The organism is Serratia sp. CY82433, from assembly GCF_052166535.1.
GTDB classification, from domain to species: Bacteria; Pseudomonadota; Gammaproteobacteria; order Enterobacterales; family Enterobacteriaceae; genus Serratia; species Serratia sarumanii.
Genome location: NZ_JBJNOR010000001.1, coordinates 1746962 through 1763663, shown reverse-complemented (window position 1 = coordinate 1763663; position 16702 = coordinate 1746962). Strand labels below are relative to the sequence as shown.

General features: G+C 58.8%; 17 protein-coding genes. 6 read left to right on the top strand and 11 right to left on the bottom strand.

Going from position 1 to position 16702, the window contains the following annotated elements:
- Positions 1-16: 16 nt before the first annotated feature.
- A complete protein-coding gene (gene folM, locus ACJ8PI_RS08605; protein ID WP_086579906.1) occupies positions 17-739 on the bottom strand; it encodes a dihydromonapterin reductase in 723 nt (240 codons plus the stop codon).
- A gap of 184 nt (positions 740-923) precedes the next feature.
- On the opposite strand from folM, the gene ACJ8PI_RS08600 reads away from it, so the two are divergent.
- A complete protein-coding gene (locus tag ACJ8PI_RS08600; RefSeq protein ID WP_033648426.1) occupies positions 924-1334 on the top strand; it encodes a hypothetical protein in 411 nt (136 codons plus the stop codon).
- Positions 1335-1433: 99 nt separating this feature from the next.
- On the opposite strand, the gene ACJ8PI_RS08595 is transcribed toward ACJ8PI_RS08600, so the two are convergent.
- The 3 genes from ACJ8PI_RS08595 to ACJ8PI_RS08585 all read right to left on the bottom strand — a co-directional run bounded on the left by ACJ8PI_RS08595 (position 1434) and on the right by ACJ8PI_RS08585 (position 3959).
- Positions 1434-1829 carry a pyridoxamine 5'-phosphate oxidase family protein gene (locus ACJ8PI_RS08595; RefSeq protein WP_033653069.1) on the bottom strand — a complete coding sequence of 132 codons (396 nt, stop codon included), beginning with the start codon at positions 1827-1829 and terminating at the stop codon, positions 1434-1436.
- Positions 1830-1862: 33 nt separating this feature from the next.
- Complete coding sequence (locus tag ACJ8PI_RS08590) at positions 1863-2348, bottom strand: hypothetical protein (protein ID WP_164039323.1); 486 nt, start codon at positions 2346-2348, stop codon at positions 1863-1865.
- Between the two features lie 219 nt (positions 2349-2567).
- Positions 2568-3959 (bottom strand): amino acid permease, encoded by a 1392-nt coding sequence (locus ACJ8PI_RS08585; protein ID WP_319861101.1) that lies wholly within the window; start codon positions 3957-3959, stop codon positions 2568-2570.
- Here ACJ8PI_RS08585 and ACJ8PI_RS08580 point away from each other — a divergent pair.
- A complete protein-coding gene (locus ACJ8PI_RS08580) occupies positions 3959-4210 on the top strand; it encodes a hypothetical protein (protein WP_164134188.1) in 252 nt (83 codons plus the stop codon). The two genes, ACJ8PI_RS08585 and ACJ8PI_RS08580, sit on opposite strands and share 1 nt — an antisense overlap.
- On the opposite strand, the gene ydgH is transcribed toward ACJ8PI_RS08580, so the two are convergent.
- Positions 4203-5153, bottom strand: a complete 951-nt coding sequence (ydgH, locus tag ACJ8PI_RS08575) for a DUF1471 family protein YdgH (RefSeq protein ID WP_004938291.1) — start codon at positions 5151-5153, stop codon at positions 4203-4205. The genes ACJ8PI_RS08580 and ydgH overlap by 8 nt on opposite strands.
- Positions 5154-5271: 118 nt before the next feature.
- On the opposite strand from ydgH, the gene ACJ8PI_RS08570 reads away from it, so the two are divergent.
- The 3 genes from ACJ8PI_RS08570 to pntB all read left to right on the top strand — a co-directional run bounded on the left by ACJ8PI_RS08570 (position 5272) and on the right by pntB (position 8625).
- Positions 5272-5541: a hypothetical protein gene (locus tag ACJ8PI_RS08570; RefSeq protein WP_141240932.1), complete on the top strand. Its 270-nt coding sequence runs from the start codon at positions 5272-5274 to the stop codon at positions 5539-5541.
- A gap of 149 nt (positions 5542-5690) precedes the next feature.
- Positions 5691-7220 carry a Re/Si-specific NAD(P)(+) transhydrogenase subunit alpha gene (pntA, locus tag ACJ8PI_RS08565; protein WP_004938288.1) on the top strand — a complete coding sequence of 510 codons (1530 nt, stop codon included), beginning with the start codon at positions 5691-5693 and terminating at the stop codon, positions 7218-7220.
- Positions 7221-7230: 10 nt separating this feature from the next.
- Positions 7231-8625: a Re/Si-specific NAD(P)(+) transhydrogenase subunit beta gene (gene pntB / locus ACJ8PI_RS08560; protein WP_033634648.1), complete on the top strand. Its 1395-nt coding sequence runs from the start codon at positions 7231-7233 to the stop codon at positions 8623-8625.
- Positions 8626-8678: 53 nt separating this feature from the next.
- Here the strand turns inward: pntB and uspE are convergent, their stop codons facing one another.
- The 6 genes from uspE to ACJ8PI_RS08530 all read right to left on the bottom strand — a co-directional run bounded on the left by uspE (position 8679) and on the right by ACJ8PI_RS08530 (position 14206).
- Entirely contained in the window at positions 8679-9641 is a 963-nt protein-coding gene (gene uspE / locus ACJ8PI_RS08555) for a universal stress protein UspE (protein WP_033648422.1), read from the bottom strand.
- Positions 9642-9768: 127 nt separating this feature from the next.
- Entirely contained in the window at positions 9769-10533 is a 765-nt protein-coding gene (locus ACJ8PI_RS08550; RefSeq protein ID WP_033634646.1) for an FNR family transcription factor, read from the bottom strand.
- Positions 10534-10813: 280 nt separating this feature from the next.
- A complete protein-coding gene (gene ogt / locus ACJ8PI_RS08545; RefSeq protein ID WP_047567308.1) occupies positions 10814-11338 on the bottom strand; it encodes a methylated-DNA--[protein]-cysteine S-methyltransferase in 525 nt (174 codons plus the stop codon).
- 219 nt (positions 11339-11557) lie between these two features.
- The gene (locus ACJ8PI_RS08540) at positions 11558-11869 is read right to left on the bottom strand and encodes a hypothetical protein (RefSeq protein WP_033648420.1); all 312 of its coding nucleotides are present in this window, start codon (positions 11867-11869) and stop codon (positions 11558-11560) included.
- A 306-nt stretch (positions 11870-12175) separates the two neighbouring features.
- A complete protein-coding gene (locus tag ACJ8PI_RS08535; RefSeq protein ID WP_033653074.1) occupies positions 12176-13030 on the bottom strand; it encodes a tagatose bisphosphate family class II aldolase in 855 nt (284 codons plus the stop codon).
- 9 nt (positions 13031-13039) lie between these two features.
- Complete coding sequence (locus tag ACJ8PI_RS08530; protein ID WP_164134189.1) at positions 13040-14206, bottom strand: SIS domain-containing protein; 1167 nt, start codon at positions 14204-14206, stop codon at positions 13040-13042.
- 687 nt (positions 14207-14893) lie between these two features.
- On the opposite strand from ACJ8PI_RS08530, the gene olsF reads away from it, so the two are divergent.
- Positions 14894-16615, top strand: coding sequence for an ornithine lipid synthase OlsF (olsF, locus tag ACJ8PI_RS08525; RefSeq protein WP_033648417.1), 1722 nt, complete (start codon positions 14894-14896; stop codon positions 16613-16615).
- Positions 16616-16702: the final 87 nt, after the last annotated feature.

The window sequence follows — 16702 nt, the reverse complement described above, 5'->3', positions numbered from 1 at the left end:
CATGCGGATCTTGGCCTCAGCGCAGCGGCCGGCCGCCGTCGACGCCGTGGGTGCGGCCGGTGACGTAGCGGCTCTCCAGCAGGTAGTTCACCAGGTTGACCACTTCGCTCTCGCCCGGCGCGACCTTCATCAGCGATTTCGCCAGCGCCTGCTGGCGATAAGCCTCGTCGTCGCCAGGATTGAAGATGATCAGCGCCGGCGCAATGGCGTTGACCTTGACCTCCGGCGCCAGCTTGCGGGCGAACGAACGGGTCATATTGTCCAGCGCGGCCTTGCTGGCGGCGTAGGCGATATGTTTGTCGCTGCCTTTTTCCACCACGTAGTCGGTGAGATGGATAATGTCCGCGCCGGCCTGGCCCTGGCCGGTCAGGCAGGTTTCAAGCAGTTGGTTGAGCAAATAGGGCGTATAGACGTGAATTTGCAGCATCGTCGCCATCACCTGTTCCGGCGGCACCTGCGGCGACTCTGCCTGCCAGGCGCTGGCGTTGTGGATCACCGCGCGCAATTTGGGCGCCACCTGCCGCACCTGGTCGGCGAAACGGTAGATGCCTTCGTGCGTGGAAAAGTCGCCCTGAATGCAGCAGGCGCCCAAGGCTTTCAACTCGGCCATCGCCGGATATTCGCTGCGATAGGCGATGATGACGGGAACGCCGCGCTGGAGAAACGCTCTGGCGAGCGCCAGCCCGATGCGCCGCGCGCCGCCGGTAATCAGCACCGGGGCAGAGTTGGGGTGTTCCATTGATTAAAGCTCCTGGACAGACTGGCAAACAATAGGGGAATTATGCCATCATACGGCGGAAAGTCGTTAAAGCTTCGCATGATTATCCATTTCTGGATGTAAGATCCCCAATGCATTTCAGGTTGTCGCCCGGCGGCGGCTTGAAAGAACACGGGTTAACACTGGCCATGAGAGGAATGAGGGGATGAACAGCAATCACCTTGCATCCATCGCGCGCAGTGAGAAAATCTGTTTCGACTATATGGATTTTCTGTCCGCATCGTGCAGGAAGCACTGGCGCTTTGTTGATGCTATTTATGGTGTGATGCCGATCTTCGGCATGGTGTTGAAATCGCGCGTGACCACGTCACAAACGCGCAAAGAGCAGTTGAAAGAGCTGGCGCTGCAGGTGGTGTCAACCCAGGTCAGCGATGAAACCAACATTGTGCGCCTGATTGACCTGGCGCAGCAGCAGGGTCTGACGGTATTTGATATTCAGCTGCCCTATGAGCTGGAGGCGCAGCAGCTGGCGGCCATTCAGAAAGAGTGCGCGGAAGGCATCGCGATCGCCCTGGTGGGTGAGCGCATGACCGTCACCATTCCCCCTAAAAGCTGACCGGGAATCAACCCGGCCACTCGTTGATGGTTAGGCAATTGACTTGCCGCGATAGCCTAACCATGAACGTGATATTCCGCGCCGCGTAGCGGCCTGCCTTTAAAGCCGGGTCCCGGCATTGGGGCCGGAGCGTAGGGTATAAATGCCGTCTATATGAATCAGCACTGCGTATTTCGGCGGCTTTATTCCATTTTTTTCTGCAAACGCCAGCGCATCGTCAAACGGCTTGCCCGCCAGGAACAGTTCCGGGGTGCCGACGAAGCGGTAACCGTCCAGCGCCTCGCGATCGATAACCACGACGGCCATTTTCGATCCTTCCCTGATATTTTGCAGCGTCTGGCCGCCGGTATTTTCGTTGTAAATCAGCGTACGGTCGTCATACAGGCGCAAAGAGCGCTTGGGGCCGATATCGGGCATGCCGCTTGGGCTGCTGGTCGCCTGCACAGGCAGCTGTTTGGCCAGCATCTTTTTCATCTCATCATTCAATTCATTCATTGGCAGATTACCCCTCAGGTCGTGGTGGCGTTGTTAATGCACGGTGGCGGAATGGTTCGCCGCGGGCGCGCAGACGCTGGTTTCCGGCAGCCGGTGCTCGCGCAGCGCCTGCAGCGTTTCAATTCGGAACCGCAGCAGGTGCCGTTCGGCGATCTGCTGCATCTGTTCGCACAGCGAGGTGTCGTCCATCAGTTGCTCGATGGCGAGCCGGGCCTGATGCACGTGGGGTTCTACGCCGCGAAGCGGCTTTTGCCGCAGGCGCAGATGGGTGATGTTGTTGAACGTGACGATCAGCGCGGCCAGGGCGGATTCGAAAAGATGCAGTGCGTCAAACCGTTCGGTATATTCCGCGTTTTGCCAGGGCCGCTCGGCGACGAGCGCCTGAGCGGCCTCCAGCGCCTGCTGGTAGTGCGCCATCGCCAGGCGATCGCGCCGCTGATTGAATGCCGTGTTGCCCTCGGCGATCAGCGCTTCCCAGGCAGCAAACAAGGGTAATGCGTGCAGCAGTTTTTCAGCCATGAAATGCCTTCCATTTTCAGCCGGTCTAAACCCGCCTCCTGACGCCTCTCGGCAGGGGGCGCTCGCGTCTTGCCGTTAATGCTCAGATGATAATGATAATTAATTGCATTTAAGATCGCAAGAGGAGCAACTGACGGATCAACAACGGGTAGCGGGGTAACGAGGAAAGAAGGGGGGAAACGAAATGCGGCTGACGGGCAGCCGCATCGACAGGCGATTTTAGTGCAGCATAAGCCAACCGGCAGGCAGCGTGGCCGCCAGCAGCAAGAGGATGCTGCTCTTTTCCAGCCGGTTGAGCAGATTGATGTCCCGATGGCCGCGGCGGGCATACATGAACACCAACAGCCCAGGCGCATACAGCAGCACCGACATCAGCAGGTGCATCAGCCCGGAAGCGTACAGCAGCCACAGGCCATAGACGCAGGCACCGGTGGCGGCGAAGATCAGGCGTTTGTCGCGGCGGCGGTAAGCCACCTTGAACAGAAACGCGCCAACCAGGAAGTAAGGCACCAGGATCATTTCCGAAGCGATGGTCAGCAGCGAGTTATAGTTGCTGCCGGTCAGCCAGATCAGCACCAGCGCCAGCTGCACCGCGATGTTGGTCAGCCACAGCGAAGAGGACGGGGCATGATGGCGGTTCTGCTTGCCGAACACGCGCGGAAACGCGCCGTGCTGCGCGGCCAGCAGCGGCACTTCCGCCGCCATGATGGTCCAGCTCAGGTAGGCGCCGCACACGGAAATGATCAGGCCGGCGGCGATGAGCACGTCACCCCACGGGCCGATCAGTTCCACCATCAGCACCGCCATCGACGGATTGCGCATTTCGGCCAGTTCGCTGCGCGGCACCACGCCCAGCGACAGCAGCGTCACCATCAGATACACCGCCAGCGCCGACAGCACCGCCAGCATAGTGGCGCGGCCCACGTCTTTCTTATTGCGGGCGCGGGCGGAAACCACCACCGCGCCTTCCACGCCGATAAACACCCACAGGGTGATCAACATGGTGTCCTTGACCTGTTCCCACACCGGCTTGCCGAGGGCGATGCCTTTGAAATCCAGCGTGAACACGTCCATTTTAAAGGCGATCGCCGCCAGAACGGCGAACATTCCCAGCGGCAACAGCTTGGCGAGGGTGGCCGCCAGATTGATGCTGGCGGCGGTTTGCACGCCGCGCAGCACCAGTGCGTGCACGATCCACAGCAGGGCGGATTCGGCGATCAGCGCCTGCCAGGTATTGCCGTCACCGAGAATGACGCTGCCGCCGCGATCGGTGAAGATACTCAGCGCCGCGAACACGATCACCAGATACGAGACGTTGGCGATCACGGCGCACAGCCAGTAACCCCAGGCGGAGCAGAAGCCCACCAGCTCGCCGAACCCTTCCTTGGCGTAGGTGAAAATGCCGCCGTCCAGATCCGGACGCAAACGCGTAAGCAACAGCATGGCGAAGGCCAAAAACAGAATGCCAACGCCGGTGATCCCCCAACCCAGCAGCAGCGCGGCGGGGCTGGCGACCTGCGCCATGTTTTGCGGCAGACTGAACACGCCGGCACCCAGCATTGAGCTGAGCACCAAAGCGGTTAGCGCGGTAAGACCGAGTTTTTTTTCCAATGACGGATCCTGAACGCAGAATAAACAACTGGAAGGGAATGCTTGGTGGCAACAATGTATTAACTACCACTGCGCGAATAGACAATAGCCCTAAAAATTGGCGCAAATTTTACGGAGGGATGATTAGAGATGCAATGATTGAATATGCGGAATTTACAAAAAACTATTCAACGCGTGATGAAAAAAGCGGCAATAAAAACGGGCAGCTCAAGGGCTGCCCGATGGTAAACCGAAAAGCGGGTTTTATTTGAACAGATCGGCGCTGACGGTCAGGTTGCCGCCGCTCTTGTTCTGCCACTGGCGGGTGACGTGGTAGTACTTGGCGCCTTTCTCGGCCGCGCGTTTCGCCACTTCGGTGGAGACATCGGTCATGCTGTTGAAGTGGCCGGTGAAGGTGACGGAATCGAACGGCACCATCTGCGCGGCGGTCACGTTGTTCACTTCCTGGATCTTGGTGCCGTTAGGCAGCGTGACGGTATAGCGTTGGCCGGTAGAAGACTGGGTTTCAAAGAAACGACCCACTTCGCGGCTTGGCGAACCGGAAGACGCGACGCCAGGAATTTCGACTTTCGCGGCAGCGGCGCCGCCGGCGGCCAGTGCGGCGCGGCCGGCGTCAGAATCGGCCGGAATGGCGTCCGGGCTCTGCACGCGGCGTTTTGGCGCATCGGCCTTATAGATGTAGGCGGTAACGAACTGGTTGCCGCCGGAGTTGGCGTCAACCTGGCGCACGATGAAGAACGAGGCGGCGCCTTTTTTCTTCGCTTCTTTGGAGATAGCGTCGTTGATGTCCGGCTGGCTGCGGTAGAAACCGCTGACGCTCACGGTATCGTAAGGCTCCAGCAGGTAGGCTTCCTCTTTAGGCAGTTCGTTCACGCCGTTAAATACGCGGTATTTTGGTGTTTTGCTCACTTCTGGCGCATCTTTATGATAAAGGTCTGCGGTGACGCGCCAGTTGCCGCCGTTGTTGCTGTTGTTGCTGTCCTGGATATAGAAGGAATCGGCACCCAGTTTGTCTGCACGGCGGGATACGGCGTCGACGGCTTCATTGATGGCATTGAAGCGGCCGGTAATCGTGATGCGATCAAACGGCTTCAGCGCCGCTGCTTTCTCAGGAGTTAACTCTTGCGCCGCATGAGCAGACAGCGCGGTGAGTGATAACAAGGCTGACGCGATGATCGTGGTCTTCAGCTTCATAAAAAATCCTTTCGCCTAGCGCATTAACGTTTATAACGTACTGAACTGTTTAAGTGTAATTCAGCCGTCGATTATTACATGTAATTCTGAAAACTGTCTCAGCATTTTATGTTATCCCGTGCGACAAATCGCCGACGGTGACGCCGGGCGCACGGATGGCGCCATCGCCATAAGTTTCCATAATAACGGCTTTGGTGTCATTAATGTTAATTATTCACAAAATGATAACTTTTATGCTTTTACACCGCGCATGGCCATAAATCGTTACGCCGGGCGTAAATCTCTTGTCACGCAGAATGCGCTGTTATGTATGGATTTTTTCACAGTAAATTGCGATTTGTCATATCACGCGCGGCGTTTTTATGTAAAAACAGAGCTGAATGCGTAAGCAATTATGGATCATCGACCTTATTTTCAGTAGGTTATAGTTGGCGTCTGAAATCAGTGCGGGCAAGTTAATGCCACGCCCGCCGGTGACGCCGTGCTATGGGCAGGAAAATAATAAACATCATCCAAGACAGGTGAGAAGGGAACATTATGCGTATTGGTGTACCAAGAGAGCGGTTGGCCAATGAAGCCCGGGTCGCAGCCACGCCGAAAACGGTGGAACAACTGCTGAAGCTGGGTTTTACCGTCGCGATTGAACGCGGGGCGGGTAAACTGGCCAGTTTTGAGGACGTCGCCTACGAAGCCGCCGGCGCGGCGCTGGTCGACGAAAGCGAAGTGTGGCAGTCGGATCTGATCCTGAAAGTCAACGCGCCGCAAGACGACGAGATCGCCTTGATGCGCGAAGGCAGCACGCTGGTCAGCTTTATCTGGCCGGCGCAAAACCCCGAATTGATGGCCAAGCTGGCGGCGCGCAACGTCACCGCGCTGGCGATGGACTCGGTGCCGCGCATCTCGCGCGCCCAGTCGATGGACGCGCTGAGCTCGATGGCCAACATCGCTGGCTACCGCGCGATCGTCGAAGCGGCGCATGAGTTCGGCCGTTTCTTCACCGGCCAGATCACCGCCGCGGGCAAAGTGCCGCCGGCCAAGGTGATGATCATCGGCGCCGGCGTGGCCGGCCTGGCGGCGATCGGCGCCGCGGGCAGCCTCGGCGCCATCGTGCGCGCCTTCGATACCCGCCCGGAAGTGAAAGAGCAGGTGCAGAGCATGGGCGCGGAATTCCTCGAGCTGGATTTTGAAGAGGAAGCGGGCAGCGGCGACGGTTACGCCAAAGTAATGTCCGAAGCCTTTATCAAGGCCGAGATGGCGCTGTTCGCCGCGCAGGCGGCGGAGGTGGATATCATCGTCACCACCGCGCTGATCCCGGGTAAACCGGCGCCGAAACTGATCACCAAAGAGATGGTGGCGTCGATGAAGCCGGGCAGCGTGATCGTCGATCTGGCGGCGCAAACCGGCGGCAACTGCGAGCTGACCGTGGCCGACACCATTACCGTGACCGACAACGGCGTGAAAATCATCGGCTATACCGATCTGCCGAGCCGCTTGCCGACCCAATCTTCGCAGCTGTACGGCACCAACCTGGTCAACCTGCTGAAGCTGCTGTCGAAAGAGAAAAACGGCGAGATCGACATCGATTTCGACGATACGGTGATCCGCGGCGTTACCGTGGTGCGCAGCGGTGAAATCACCTGGCCGGCGCCGCCGATCCAGGTCTCCGCCCAGCCGAAAGCGGCCCCCGCCGCCGCACCGGCCGCCAAACCCGAAGCCAAACCAACCTCGCCGTGGCTGAAGTACGGCCTGATGGCTCTGGCGATCCTGCTGTTCGGCTGGCTGGCGGACGCGGCGCCGAAAGAGTTCCTGTCGCACTTTACCGTGTTCGCGCTGGCCTGCGTGGTCGGTTACTACGTGGTCTGGAACGTCAGCCATGCGCTGCATACCCCGTTGATGTCGGTCACCAACGCGATCTCAGGGATTATCGTGGTCGGCGCGCTGTTGCAGATCGGCCATGGCGGCTGGGTGAGTTTCCTCTCCTTTATCGCCGTGCTGATCGCCAGCATCAATATTTTCGGTGGGTTCACCGTCACTCAGCGCATGCTGAAGATGTTCCGCAAGAACTAAGGGGTAGCAAATGTCTGGAGGATTGGTTACAGCTGCATACATTGTTGCCGCTATTTTGTTTATTTTCAGCCTGGCGGGCCTGTCGCGCCATGAAACGTCGAAGCAGGGCAACCTGTTCGGCGTCGCAGGTATGGCGATCGCGCTGATCGCCACCATTCTGGGGCCGGATTCCGGCAACGTCGGCTGGATCATCATCGCCATGATCATCGGCGGTTCGATCGGCGTCTATCTGGCCAGGAAGGTCGAGATGACCGAAATGCCGGAACTGGTGGCGGTGCTGCACAGCTTCGTTGGCCTGGCGGCGGTGCTGGTCGGCTTCAACAGCTACCTGGATCACGGCGCGCCGATGGAGCCGGTGATGGCGAACATCCATCTGACCGAAGTGTTCCTCGGCATCTTTATCGGCGCGGTCACCTTCACCGGTTCGATCGTCGCCTTCGGCAAGCTGCGTGGCATCATCTCTTCCAAGCCGCTGATGCTGCCGAACCGCCACAAGCTGAATCTGGCGGCGCTGGTGATCTCGTTCCTGCTGCTGGTGGCGTTCGTGCGTACCGACAGCGTGGGCTGGCAGGTGGTGACGCTGCTGCTGATGACGGCGATCGCGTTGGCGTTCGGCTGGCATCTGGTGGCCTCGATCGGCGGCGCCGACATGCCGGTGGTGGTGTCGATGCTTAACTCCTACTCGGGGTGGGCGGCCGCCGCGGCGGGCTTCATGCTGAGCAACGATCTGCTGATCGTCACCGGCGCGCTGGTGGGTTCTTCGGGTGCGATCCTGTCTTACATCATGTGCAAGGCGATGAACCGCTCGTTTATCAGCGTGATCGCCGGCGGCTTCGGCAGTGACGGTTCGTCCACCGGCGACGCCGAAGAGATGGGCGAATACCGTGAAACCACGGCGGAAGAGGTGGCCGAGCAGCTGAAGAACTCCACTTCGGTGATCATCACCCCGGGTTACGGCATGGCGGTGGCGCAGGCGCAATATCCGGTGGCGGAAATCACCGAGAAACTGCGGGCGCGCGGCGTGAAGGTGCGTTTCGGCATTCACCCGGTCGCGGGGCGTTTGCCGGGCCACATGAACGTGCTGCTGGCGGAGGCGAAGGTGCCGTACGACGTGGTGCTGGAGATGGATGAAATTAACGAAGATTTCCCGGATACCGACACCGTGCTGGTGATCGGCGCCAACGACACGGTGAACCCGGCGGCGCTGGAGGATCCGCGCAGCCCGATCGCCGGCATGCCGGTATTGGAAGTGTGGAAAGCGCAGAACGTGATCGCGTTCAAACGCTCGATGAACACCGGCTACGCCGGCGTGCAGAACCCGCTGTTCTTCAAGGAGAACACCCAGATGCTGTTCGGCGACGCCAAAGACAGCGTGGAAGCGATTCTGCGGGCATTGCAGAAGTAAGTGAGCAACCAAAAAAACGGGCCGCTTAGCGGCCCGTTTTTTATGCGCGAGGGTTAATCTTCGTCGTCGTGCTCATCGTCTTCATCCGTCTCAATCGGGCAGTTGAAGTTCTCCGGCTTAATCACCAGCAGATCGCATTTCAGATGGTCGATCACATGTTCCGCGGTGTTGCCGATAAAGGCCGCCGAAATGCCGGTGCGGCCCAGCGTGCCCAGAACCACCACACCGGCCTGCAGGTGTTCGGCCAGATCGGGGATCACCTCTTCCGGCAGGCCTTTTTCCACGTGGGTGAATTCTTCCTTAATGCAGAATTTCTGCCGCAGCGCTTTCATGGCGATCAGATGCTGGCCGCGGATGGCGTCGTTGTAGACGCTCGGATCGAAATCGGGCAGCTCGATGGCGATGTTGATCGGAGTAACGGGATAGGCGCCGACCAGGTGAACCTCGGTCTGGTTGACGTTCTGCGCCAGTTCGACGGTTTCTTGCACCAGTTTGATATTGAGCGGATCGTGATAGGGTTCTTCGCTGGCCAGGTTGACCGCCACCAGCGCTTTACCGCCTTCCGGCCAGGGCTGGTCTTTCACCATCCACACCGGGCAAGGGCATTTGCGCAGCAGGTGCCAGTCGGTGGGGGTGAAGATCACCGACTCCAGCCGGTCGTGCTGGTGCGCCATTTTCAGCAGCAGATCATGCTGGCCGGAAAGCACTTCCTGAATGATGGCTTCGAAGGGGCGGTTATGCCAGACCACTTTGATTTCGATCGGCACGCCGTCGTTGAGGTAAAAGCGGCACTGCTCGTTGATCCAGGCGGCGCGTTGGCTGATCACACCTTGCCGCATCGCCGTTCTTTCGTCCGGGGAGAGCAGGGTCGTCATTTCGTAAGAGAAGTCATAAATGGGCAGGAAGGCTTTGATGCGCCCGCCGTTCCGTTTCACCAGGTACACGGCGCGGCGCAATGCCGGCTGGTCGTCCTGATTGGGGTCAATAGCCACCAGAAGATTCTGATACTTCGCCATAGGGCCTCCTTACAGCTGAAATCAACAGTCTGTTAATTTACAGAGTAACCCAACATTGAAAAACAGAACAACAACAGAAGCGGCGCCGGATCAACAATTTCAGTGAAATGTTGATCCGGCAGGAGAATCAGGCGTTAACGGACACGTTGATGCGCGGCGTACCGGCCAGCACCGACAGGGCGTCGGCGTTTTCGATGGTGATGTATTTGCCTTTCACGCTGAGGATTTCGCTTTTCTGGAAGCGGCCCAGCAGGCGGCTGATGGTTTCCACCGTCAGGCCGAGGTAGTTGCCGATGTCGCCGCGGGTCATGGTCAAACGGAACTCGCGCGGTGAGAAGCCGCGCTCCGCGAAGCGGCGCGACAGGTTGTAAACGAACGCCGCCAGGCGCTCTTCGGCATTTTTCTTCGACAGCAGCAGGATCATGTCCTGGTCGCCTTTGATCTCGCCGCTCATCAGCCGCATGATCTGCTGACGCAGGTTAGGCATTTTGCCGGACAGATCGTCGAGGGTTTCGAACGGGATCTCACACACCATCGAGGTTTCCAGCGCCTGGGCAAAACTCGGGTGCTTCAGACCGCCGATGGCGTCGAAGCCCACCAGATCGCCCGCGAGGTGGAAGCCGGTGATCTGCTCGTCGCCTTGCTCGGTGATGGTATAGCTTTTGATGGTCCCGGAACGGATCGCGTACAGCGACTTCAACTCGTCGCCGGCCTTGAACAGGGTCTGGCCTTTCTGGATGGGCTTTTTCCTCTCGATAATGTTGTCGAGTTGGTCCAACTCGTGGGCATTAAGGGTGAAAGGAATGCACAGCTGGCTGATGCTGCAGTCCTGGCAATGGATCGCACAACCACCAGACTGGATACGACGAATCACGCGTTTTTCCGGGATCATAGATTACGCTCATTCAATAATTGATATGAGTCAATTTTAACATCTTTTGCAGCAGCTGATAAGGGTGGCATTAGCATGAATAGGGGTATTGTGTGCGAATTTTGCGCACACATGCCGCCGATTATTCTGTATGGGACTGAAGTTATGAGTATTATTTGTGACTTATGCGTTTTATTCACACAAGTTATTGATAGTGCCAAAGCGGGCATGAGCGCGGCGTTGAGCAACGTGCTTTATTAAGCAGCGCCAAACAATGGCCTGGATGAGCTCATCGCCGCGGCTACAGCAAACTTTTCGGCAGGTAGCCTTCATGCTGCAACAGCCACTGCTTGCGCTGTACGCCGCCGGCATAGCCGGTCAGCGCGCCCTGCGAACCGATCACCCGGTGGCAGGGCACCACGATGCTGATCGGATTCGAACCGTTGGCCATGCCGACCGCGCGCGAGGCGGTCGGACGGCCGATGCGTTGCGCCAGCTGGCCGTAGGTCAGGATCTCGCCGCACGGGATTTGGCGCAGCTGTTGCCATACGGTGCGTTGGAACTCGGTGCCGGCGGTCATCACCGGCAGCCGATCGATAATGCTCAGCTCACCGGCGAAATAGCGTTGCATCGCATCGGTCAGGCCGCCGGGATCGCGCTGCTCGCGCAGGGTGAAGCGATCGGCGCGGTAGTGGGTATTCAGCAGCTTCATCAGGCGCGCTTCGTGATCGGTCCAGTCAATCGCCCGCAGGCGCCCCTGTTCATCGGCAATCAGCACCAGTTCTCCCACCGGCGTGGCGGTACGATCAATCAAAAAAGTCTGCATCTGGATCACTCCTCGGTTTGGTATGACGATTATCGCACGAAAGCGGGGGAAGAGATGGCGGATTTCGGACATGCTGATGGGCAACCGCAGGGTTGCCCGAATAGCCGGCTCAGGGTAAGCCGGGGAGTCATTGCCCGATGAATTTATAAAATAAATTTATAATTAATCAAGGCAAGTTGTGTTCTGTTTATTATTTCACCAGGCATTAACGCGTTGGCGTTACTTATAGCTGATGGTCACGCGCTTTAAATGGGGATCGTTATTTACTATTTCGCTGGTGACGGCAGAGACTAATTCTTTTGGCATCTCTTTTAACGAAGAGGAAATATATCCGTTCTGATATTCGGTCACTTTGCCAAAGCAGTTGGAGACAAGCTGTTCATCCTGATGTGTGATGGTGCAGGCCGGGGTGGTAATGGCGCCGGTGAAGCGCACGACGCCGGATGCGACCTGGCTGCCGGAAAGCGGTTTTGCTTGCAGAGCGAAGGGCAGAATGACCAATGCGCTTAATACGGCTAAGTAATGGTTCATACGCTGTTCCTCTCAGATTAAAAAACACTGCCAATTAAAAACAAGCGCCCTTGTTTTCATAAAATAAGCTATTTCGCCTGACGAAATAAAAACGAATGGGCAAAAATCCTACTGCCTGCATTCAATGAATTTGATAATAAGGAGGTAGGGTAGGTAAAACCATGATTTGGATCATAGTGAAGACCGGTTAATGGTTTCCGGCGCGGGCAGGGTAAAAGGCTGTGATCGTTCTCTCAGGAAAGCGGGAAAGGGCGGGATGTTTTCGCCCCCGTGGCGCAACCGCAGGAACCGGGGGCGAGCGGGGGGTTACAGCATACCGCTGCTGCCGCAGATGCGGATCTTTTCCGCCACCACTTCTTTCATCGCCAGCTTGCCGGGGACGATGTATTTGCGCGGGTCATTGGCATCCGGGTGCTGTGAAAAGTAGCTTTTCACCGCATCGGCAAAGGCGATTTTCAATTCGGTGGCGACGTTGACCTTGCAGACGCCGAGCGAGATCGCGCGCTTAACCATCGCCTCCGGAATGCCGGAGGCACCGTGCAGCACCAGGGGCACGTCCACCTGTTCGCGGATCAGCGCCAGGCGCTCGAAGTCCAGCTTCGGCTCGCCGTGATACAGGCCGTGGGCGGAACCGATCGCCACCGCCAGCGAATCGATGCCGGTGGCGGCGACGAACTCGCGTGCCGCCGCCGGGTCGGTATAGAAGCTGTCCGCCGCATCGACGATCAGATCGTCTTCCTGCCCGCCCAGGCGCCCCAGCTCCGCTTCCACGCTGGCGCCGTAGCGATGGCACAGGACCACTGCGGCGGCCACCTTGGCGATGTTCTGCTCGAACGGCAAATGCGAACCGTCGATCATCACCGAGCGGATGCCGCTTTTCACCTTGTGCTCGATGTCGTCCAGCGCTTCGTGATGATCCAGATGCAGCGCCAACGGCAGATCGTAGCGGTGCGCGGCAGATTGGCAAATGCCGATCAGGTAGTCGGTACCGGCATAGCTGAAGGTGCCGGGCGTGCCGGCCATGATCACCGGGGAGCGCAGTTCGGCGGCGGTTTCCGCCACCACCTGCACGGTTTCCAGATTGTGGACGTTAAACGCCGGGACGGCGTAACCCTGACGCTGCGCCTTGAGCAGCATTTCTCGGTTGGCTATCAGATACATGGGATCTCCTTACAGCACCGGGGAAGGAAAAGGGTAAATCGTCACGCCTTTCACCACCCGGTTGACCTCGCCGGTCGGGCAAGGATTGTCCGGGGTCAGCCCCTGCGCCAGCGAACTCTCGAAGGCCAGCATCTGGGTGAACAGCAGATACGGGAACAGCAGCCAGATATCGTCGGCCGCGTCGTGCATAGGCAGCAGGGCATCGGACAGGGGTTGGCGCTCGCCGGTCAACCCGACCAACTGCATCGCCAGCCCGTCGCGCTGCAGTTCGTTCCACAGATCGCGGTCATACTGGCGGGCGTAGTCGTCGCGGGAGAACATCAGCACCACCAACGTCTGGCCGTCGACCATGAATTTCGGGCCGTGGCGCAGGCCGAGCGGCGAGTCGTAGCGTGTAACGATGCGGCCGGCGGTCAGCTCCAGCATCTTGAGCGAGGCCTCTTCCGCCAGGCCGGTAAAACAGCTGCCGCCGAGGGTGATATAACGGCGGAAACCGCTGGCGGCCAACGCCTTCACCTGCGGCTGCAGCGTTTCGCGCAGTGTACGGCAGCGCTGCACCATGGCGTTGAGCGGCGCCTGGGCGGCCTCGAGCGAAGCCGAGCCGAGCAACAGCGCGGCGCTCAGCATCATGCAGCTGAAGCTGGAGGTCATGGCGAAGCTTTGATCGTTGGAGCCTTGCGGCATCACCAGCGAACAGACGTTATCGCGCCGATGCGCATACTGCGCCAGCCGGCTGTCCGGGTTGCACACCAGCATCAGGTGATAGCTTTCCGGCAGCAGCTGGTCGGCCAGCTCCACCGTCGCCACGCTCTCCGGGCTGTTGCCCGAGCGGGCGAAGGAGACCAGCAGCGTCGGCCGCTCAGGGTCGAGATACTGCAACGGATTGGCGACGATATCGGTGGTGCCGTAGGCCGCCACGTCGCGGCCGGTTCGTTCGCGCAGCCAGGGCGCCAGGGCGCGGCCGGCGAACGCCGAGCTGCCGGCGCCGCACAGCACGATTTGCAGGTGCGGATTGGCCAGCAGCGGCGCCAGGAACGGCTGCCACTGCGCCTGTTGATCCTGCAATTGCCGGTGCAGCGCGGCCCACAGATCCGGCTGCTGCCAAATCTCTGCGGCGGTGTGCCAGGCGTTGCGCTGCTTCAGCCAATCCGCCTCGTAAGAGAAATACGCGTTCATGATGACAACTCCTTAAAAGCCTTGGTTAACGGTCGGCGATAATCACGTCGCTCCCTCAATGGTGCAGCGCCTTTAGGCAAGCACCGATCCTGCACTGCTGCGGGTCGATAATTAATTCCCGGCGTTTTGCGGTATTGGGCATTAACGCAAACTCCTGATTTACCGGTAGCCGTGCCCGACCACGGCTTAATAAGCCGCGGCGATACCGACCGGAACGCTTTCAGTTAGTTATGGCGAATTACAGCAAACGAAACGCTGAAATGCAATCGGTTATTTTAAAAATACTTATATCTATCAGTTGGTTATATTTATTTTTGCTTTCGATTGAGCGGCAAGCGAAAGCGGTGTCAACGCAAAGTGAAAACGGCAAATTCGTTATTTATCAGTCGACAATTCTCGGCGTCTATTTATTCAGTCTGCCGATGACGAAAGCCGCAGCGGTAATTCGACAATCGCCGGGCTTTCACTGTTTTTTTATGCCGGCGCGCGTAACCGTGCTGTTCCGCGTACGCCGCTACCGGCGCCGATGTGAGGGCAAGTGGGGACGAAAATGCGTCTTTCGCTCCCAATTCTTCATTACTTTGCTATACCTGATAGTCGATGGATTCATTTTATTGTCATGTAACTGACACGTCAGAGTCACGGCTCTGGCTTAAGTTTGCAGCGACTACGTCAGGAGATAACGCGATGTTCAGCCTGGATTCTCTGTTGCAAGATGCATTTCCACACCGCAATACCCCTGCCTGGCAGCGCAGCCTGCTAAGAACCCTTCTCTTCGAAAAAGAATTCAAACAGTTCGCCGCCGACTATCCCCACCTGAAAGGGCTCGATCTGATCGAGCAGGTGGTGGACTACTTCAACCTCAGCTGCGAGCTGGTGGACGGCGATCTGGAAAACATTCCGAGCCAGGGGCCGGTGGTGCTGGTGGCCAATCACCCGATCGGCTCGCTCGACGGCCTGGTGCTGCTGCGCGCCGTCGCGGCGGTGCGCCCGGATGTGAAAGTGGTGGCCAGCCAGCTGCTGACCTACATCGAACCGCTGCGCAACCTGTTCGTGCCGGTGGATAACGTCGCTTATAAAACCAGCCGCAAACAGATTGAAGGCATGCAGCGGCAGCTGGACAATCAGGGCGCGCTGATCCTGTTCCCGGCCGGCGAAGTGTCGCGCATGAGCCCGAAAGGCATCCGCGACGGCCACTGGCATACCGGTTTTCTGCGCCTGGCCGCCAAGGCGCGCGCGCCGATCGTGCCGATCCACATCAGCGCGCGCAACAGCAACCTGTTCTACTTTACCTCGCTGGTCTACCGGCCGCTGTCGACGCTGCTGCTGGTGCGCGAAATGTTCCAGCAGCGGGGCGGGCGCATCAAGATCCGCGTCGGCGGCCGCGTGCCGTTCGCCAGCTGGCACGACGGCCACACCAGCGCCAAGGATCTGGCGGAGCGTTTTCGCCGCCACGTGTATCGCCTGGGGCAGGGCAAGCCGGGGCTGTTCGCCAGCGAATCGCCGATCGCGCTGCCGGAAGAGCGTCTGGAGCTGAAAAAGGCGTTGGCGAACTGCGAGCGGTTGGGGGTAACGCCGGACGGTAAAACCATCTACCTCTATCGCCGCCACGACGAAGCGCGCACGCCGATCCTGCGCGAACTGGGGCGTCTGCGCGAGATCGCCTTCCGCGCGGTAGGAGAAGGCTCCGGCCGCCGCCGCGATCTGGACAGCTATGACGACGATTACTACCACCTGGTGCTGTGGGATGAGGAGGAGCTGGAAATCGTCGGCGCCTATCGTTTTATCCCCACCGCCGAACAAATCGCGCGCAAAGGGCTGGAAAGCATCTACAGCAACAGCCTGTTCCACTACGATCGCGATATGGAGCCGATCCTGGCGCAGGGCATCGAGCTGGGGCGCAGCTTCATTCAGCCGGCCTATTGGGGCAAGCGCGGGCTGGACTATTTGTGGCTGGGCATCGGCGCCTACCTGGCGAAATACCCACAGTATCGCTACCTGTTCGGCCCGGTGTCGATCTCCGGCGGCATGCCGCTGGCGGCGCGCGATTTGCTGATCGCCTTCTATCGGCTCTATTTCTCGCCGGACCACGCCTTCGCGCAATCGCGCCGGCCTTATCCGGCGTCACTGCCGCAGGTGCTGGCGCAGTTTGCCGGGGATAACTACCAGGAAGATCTGGTGCGGCTCAAGAGCCTGCTCAGCAATATCGGCTGCTCGATCCCGACGCTGTACAAGCAGTACACCGAACTGTGCGAGCCGGGCGGGGTACAGTTTATCGACTTCGGCACCGATCCGGCTTTCAACAACTGCATCGACGGGCTGGTGCTGGTGGATACCACGCGGCTCAAGCCGTCGCGGTATCAGCGTTATATCGCGGTGCACCAGCCGCAGCCAGCCGAGACGGCATGACTACAGTCTGACTCATGCCTTTTTGATCTAAGCACGACCTTGGGGCCGGCGACGGGATAGCGCTACGATAAACGTTTTGCTTTCCAC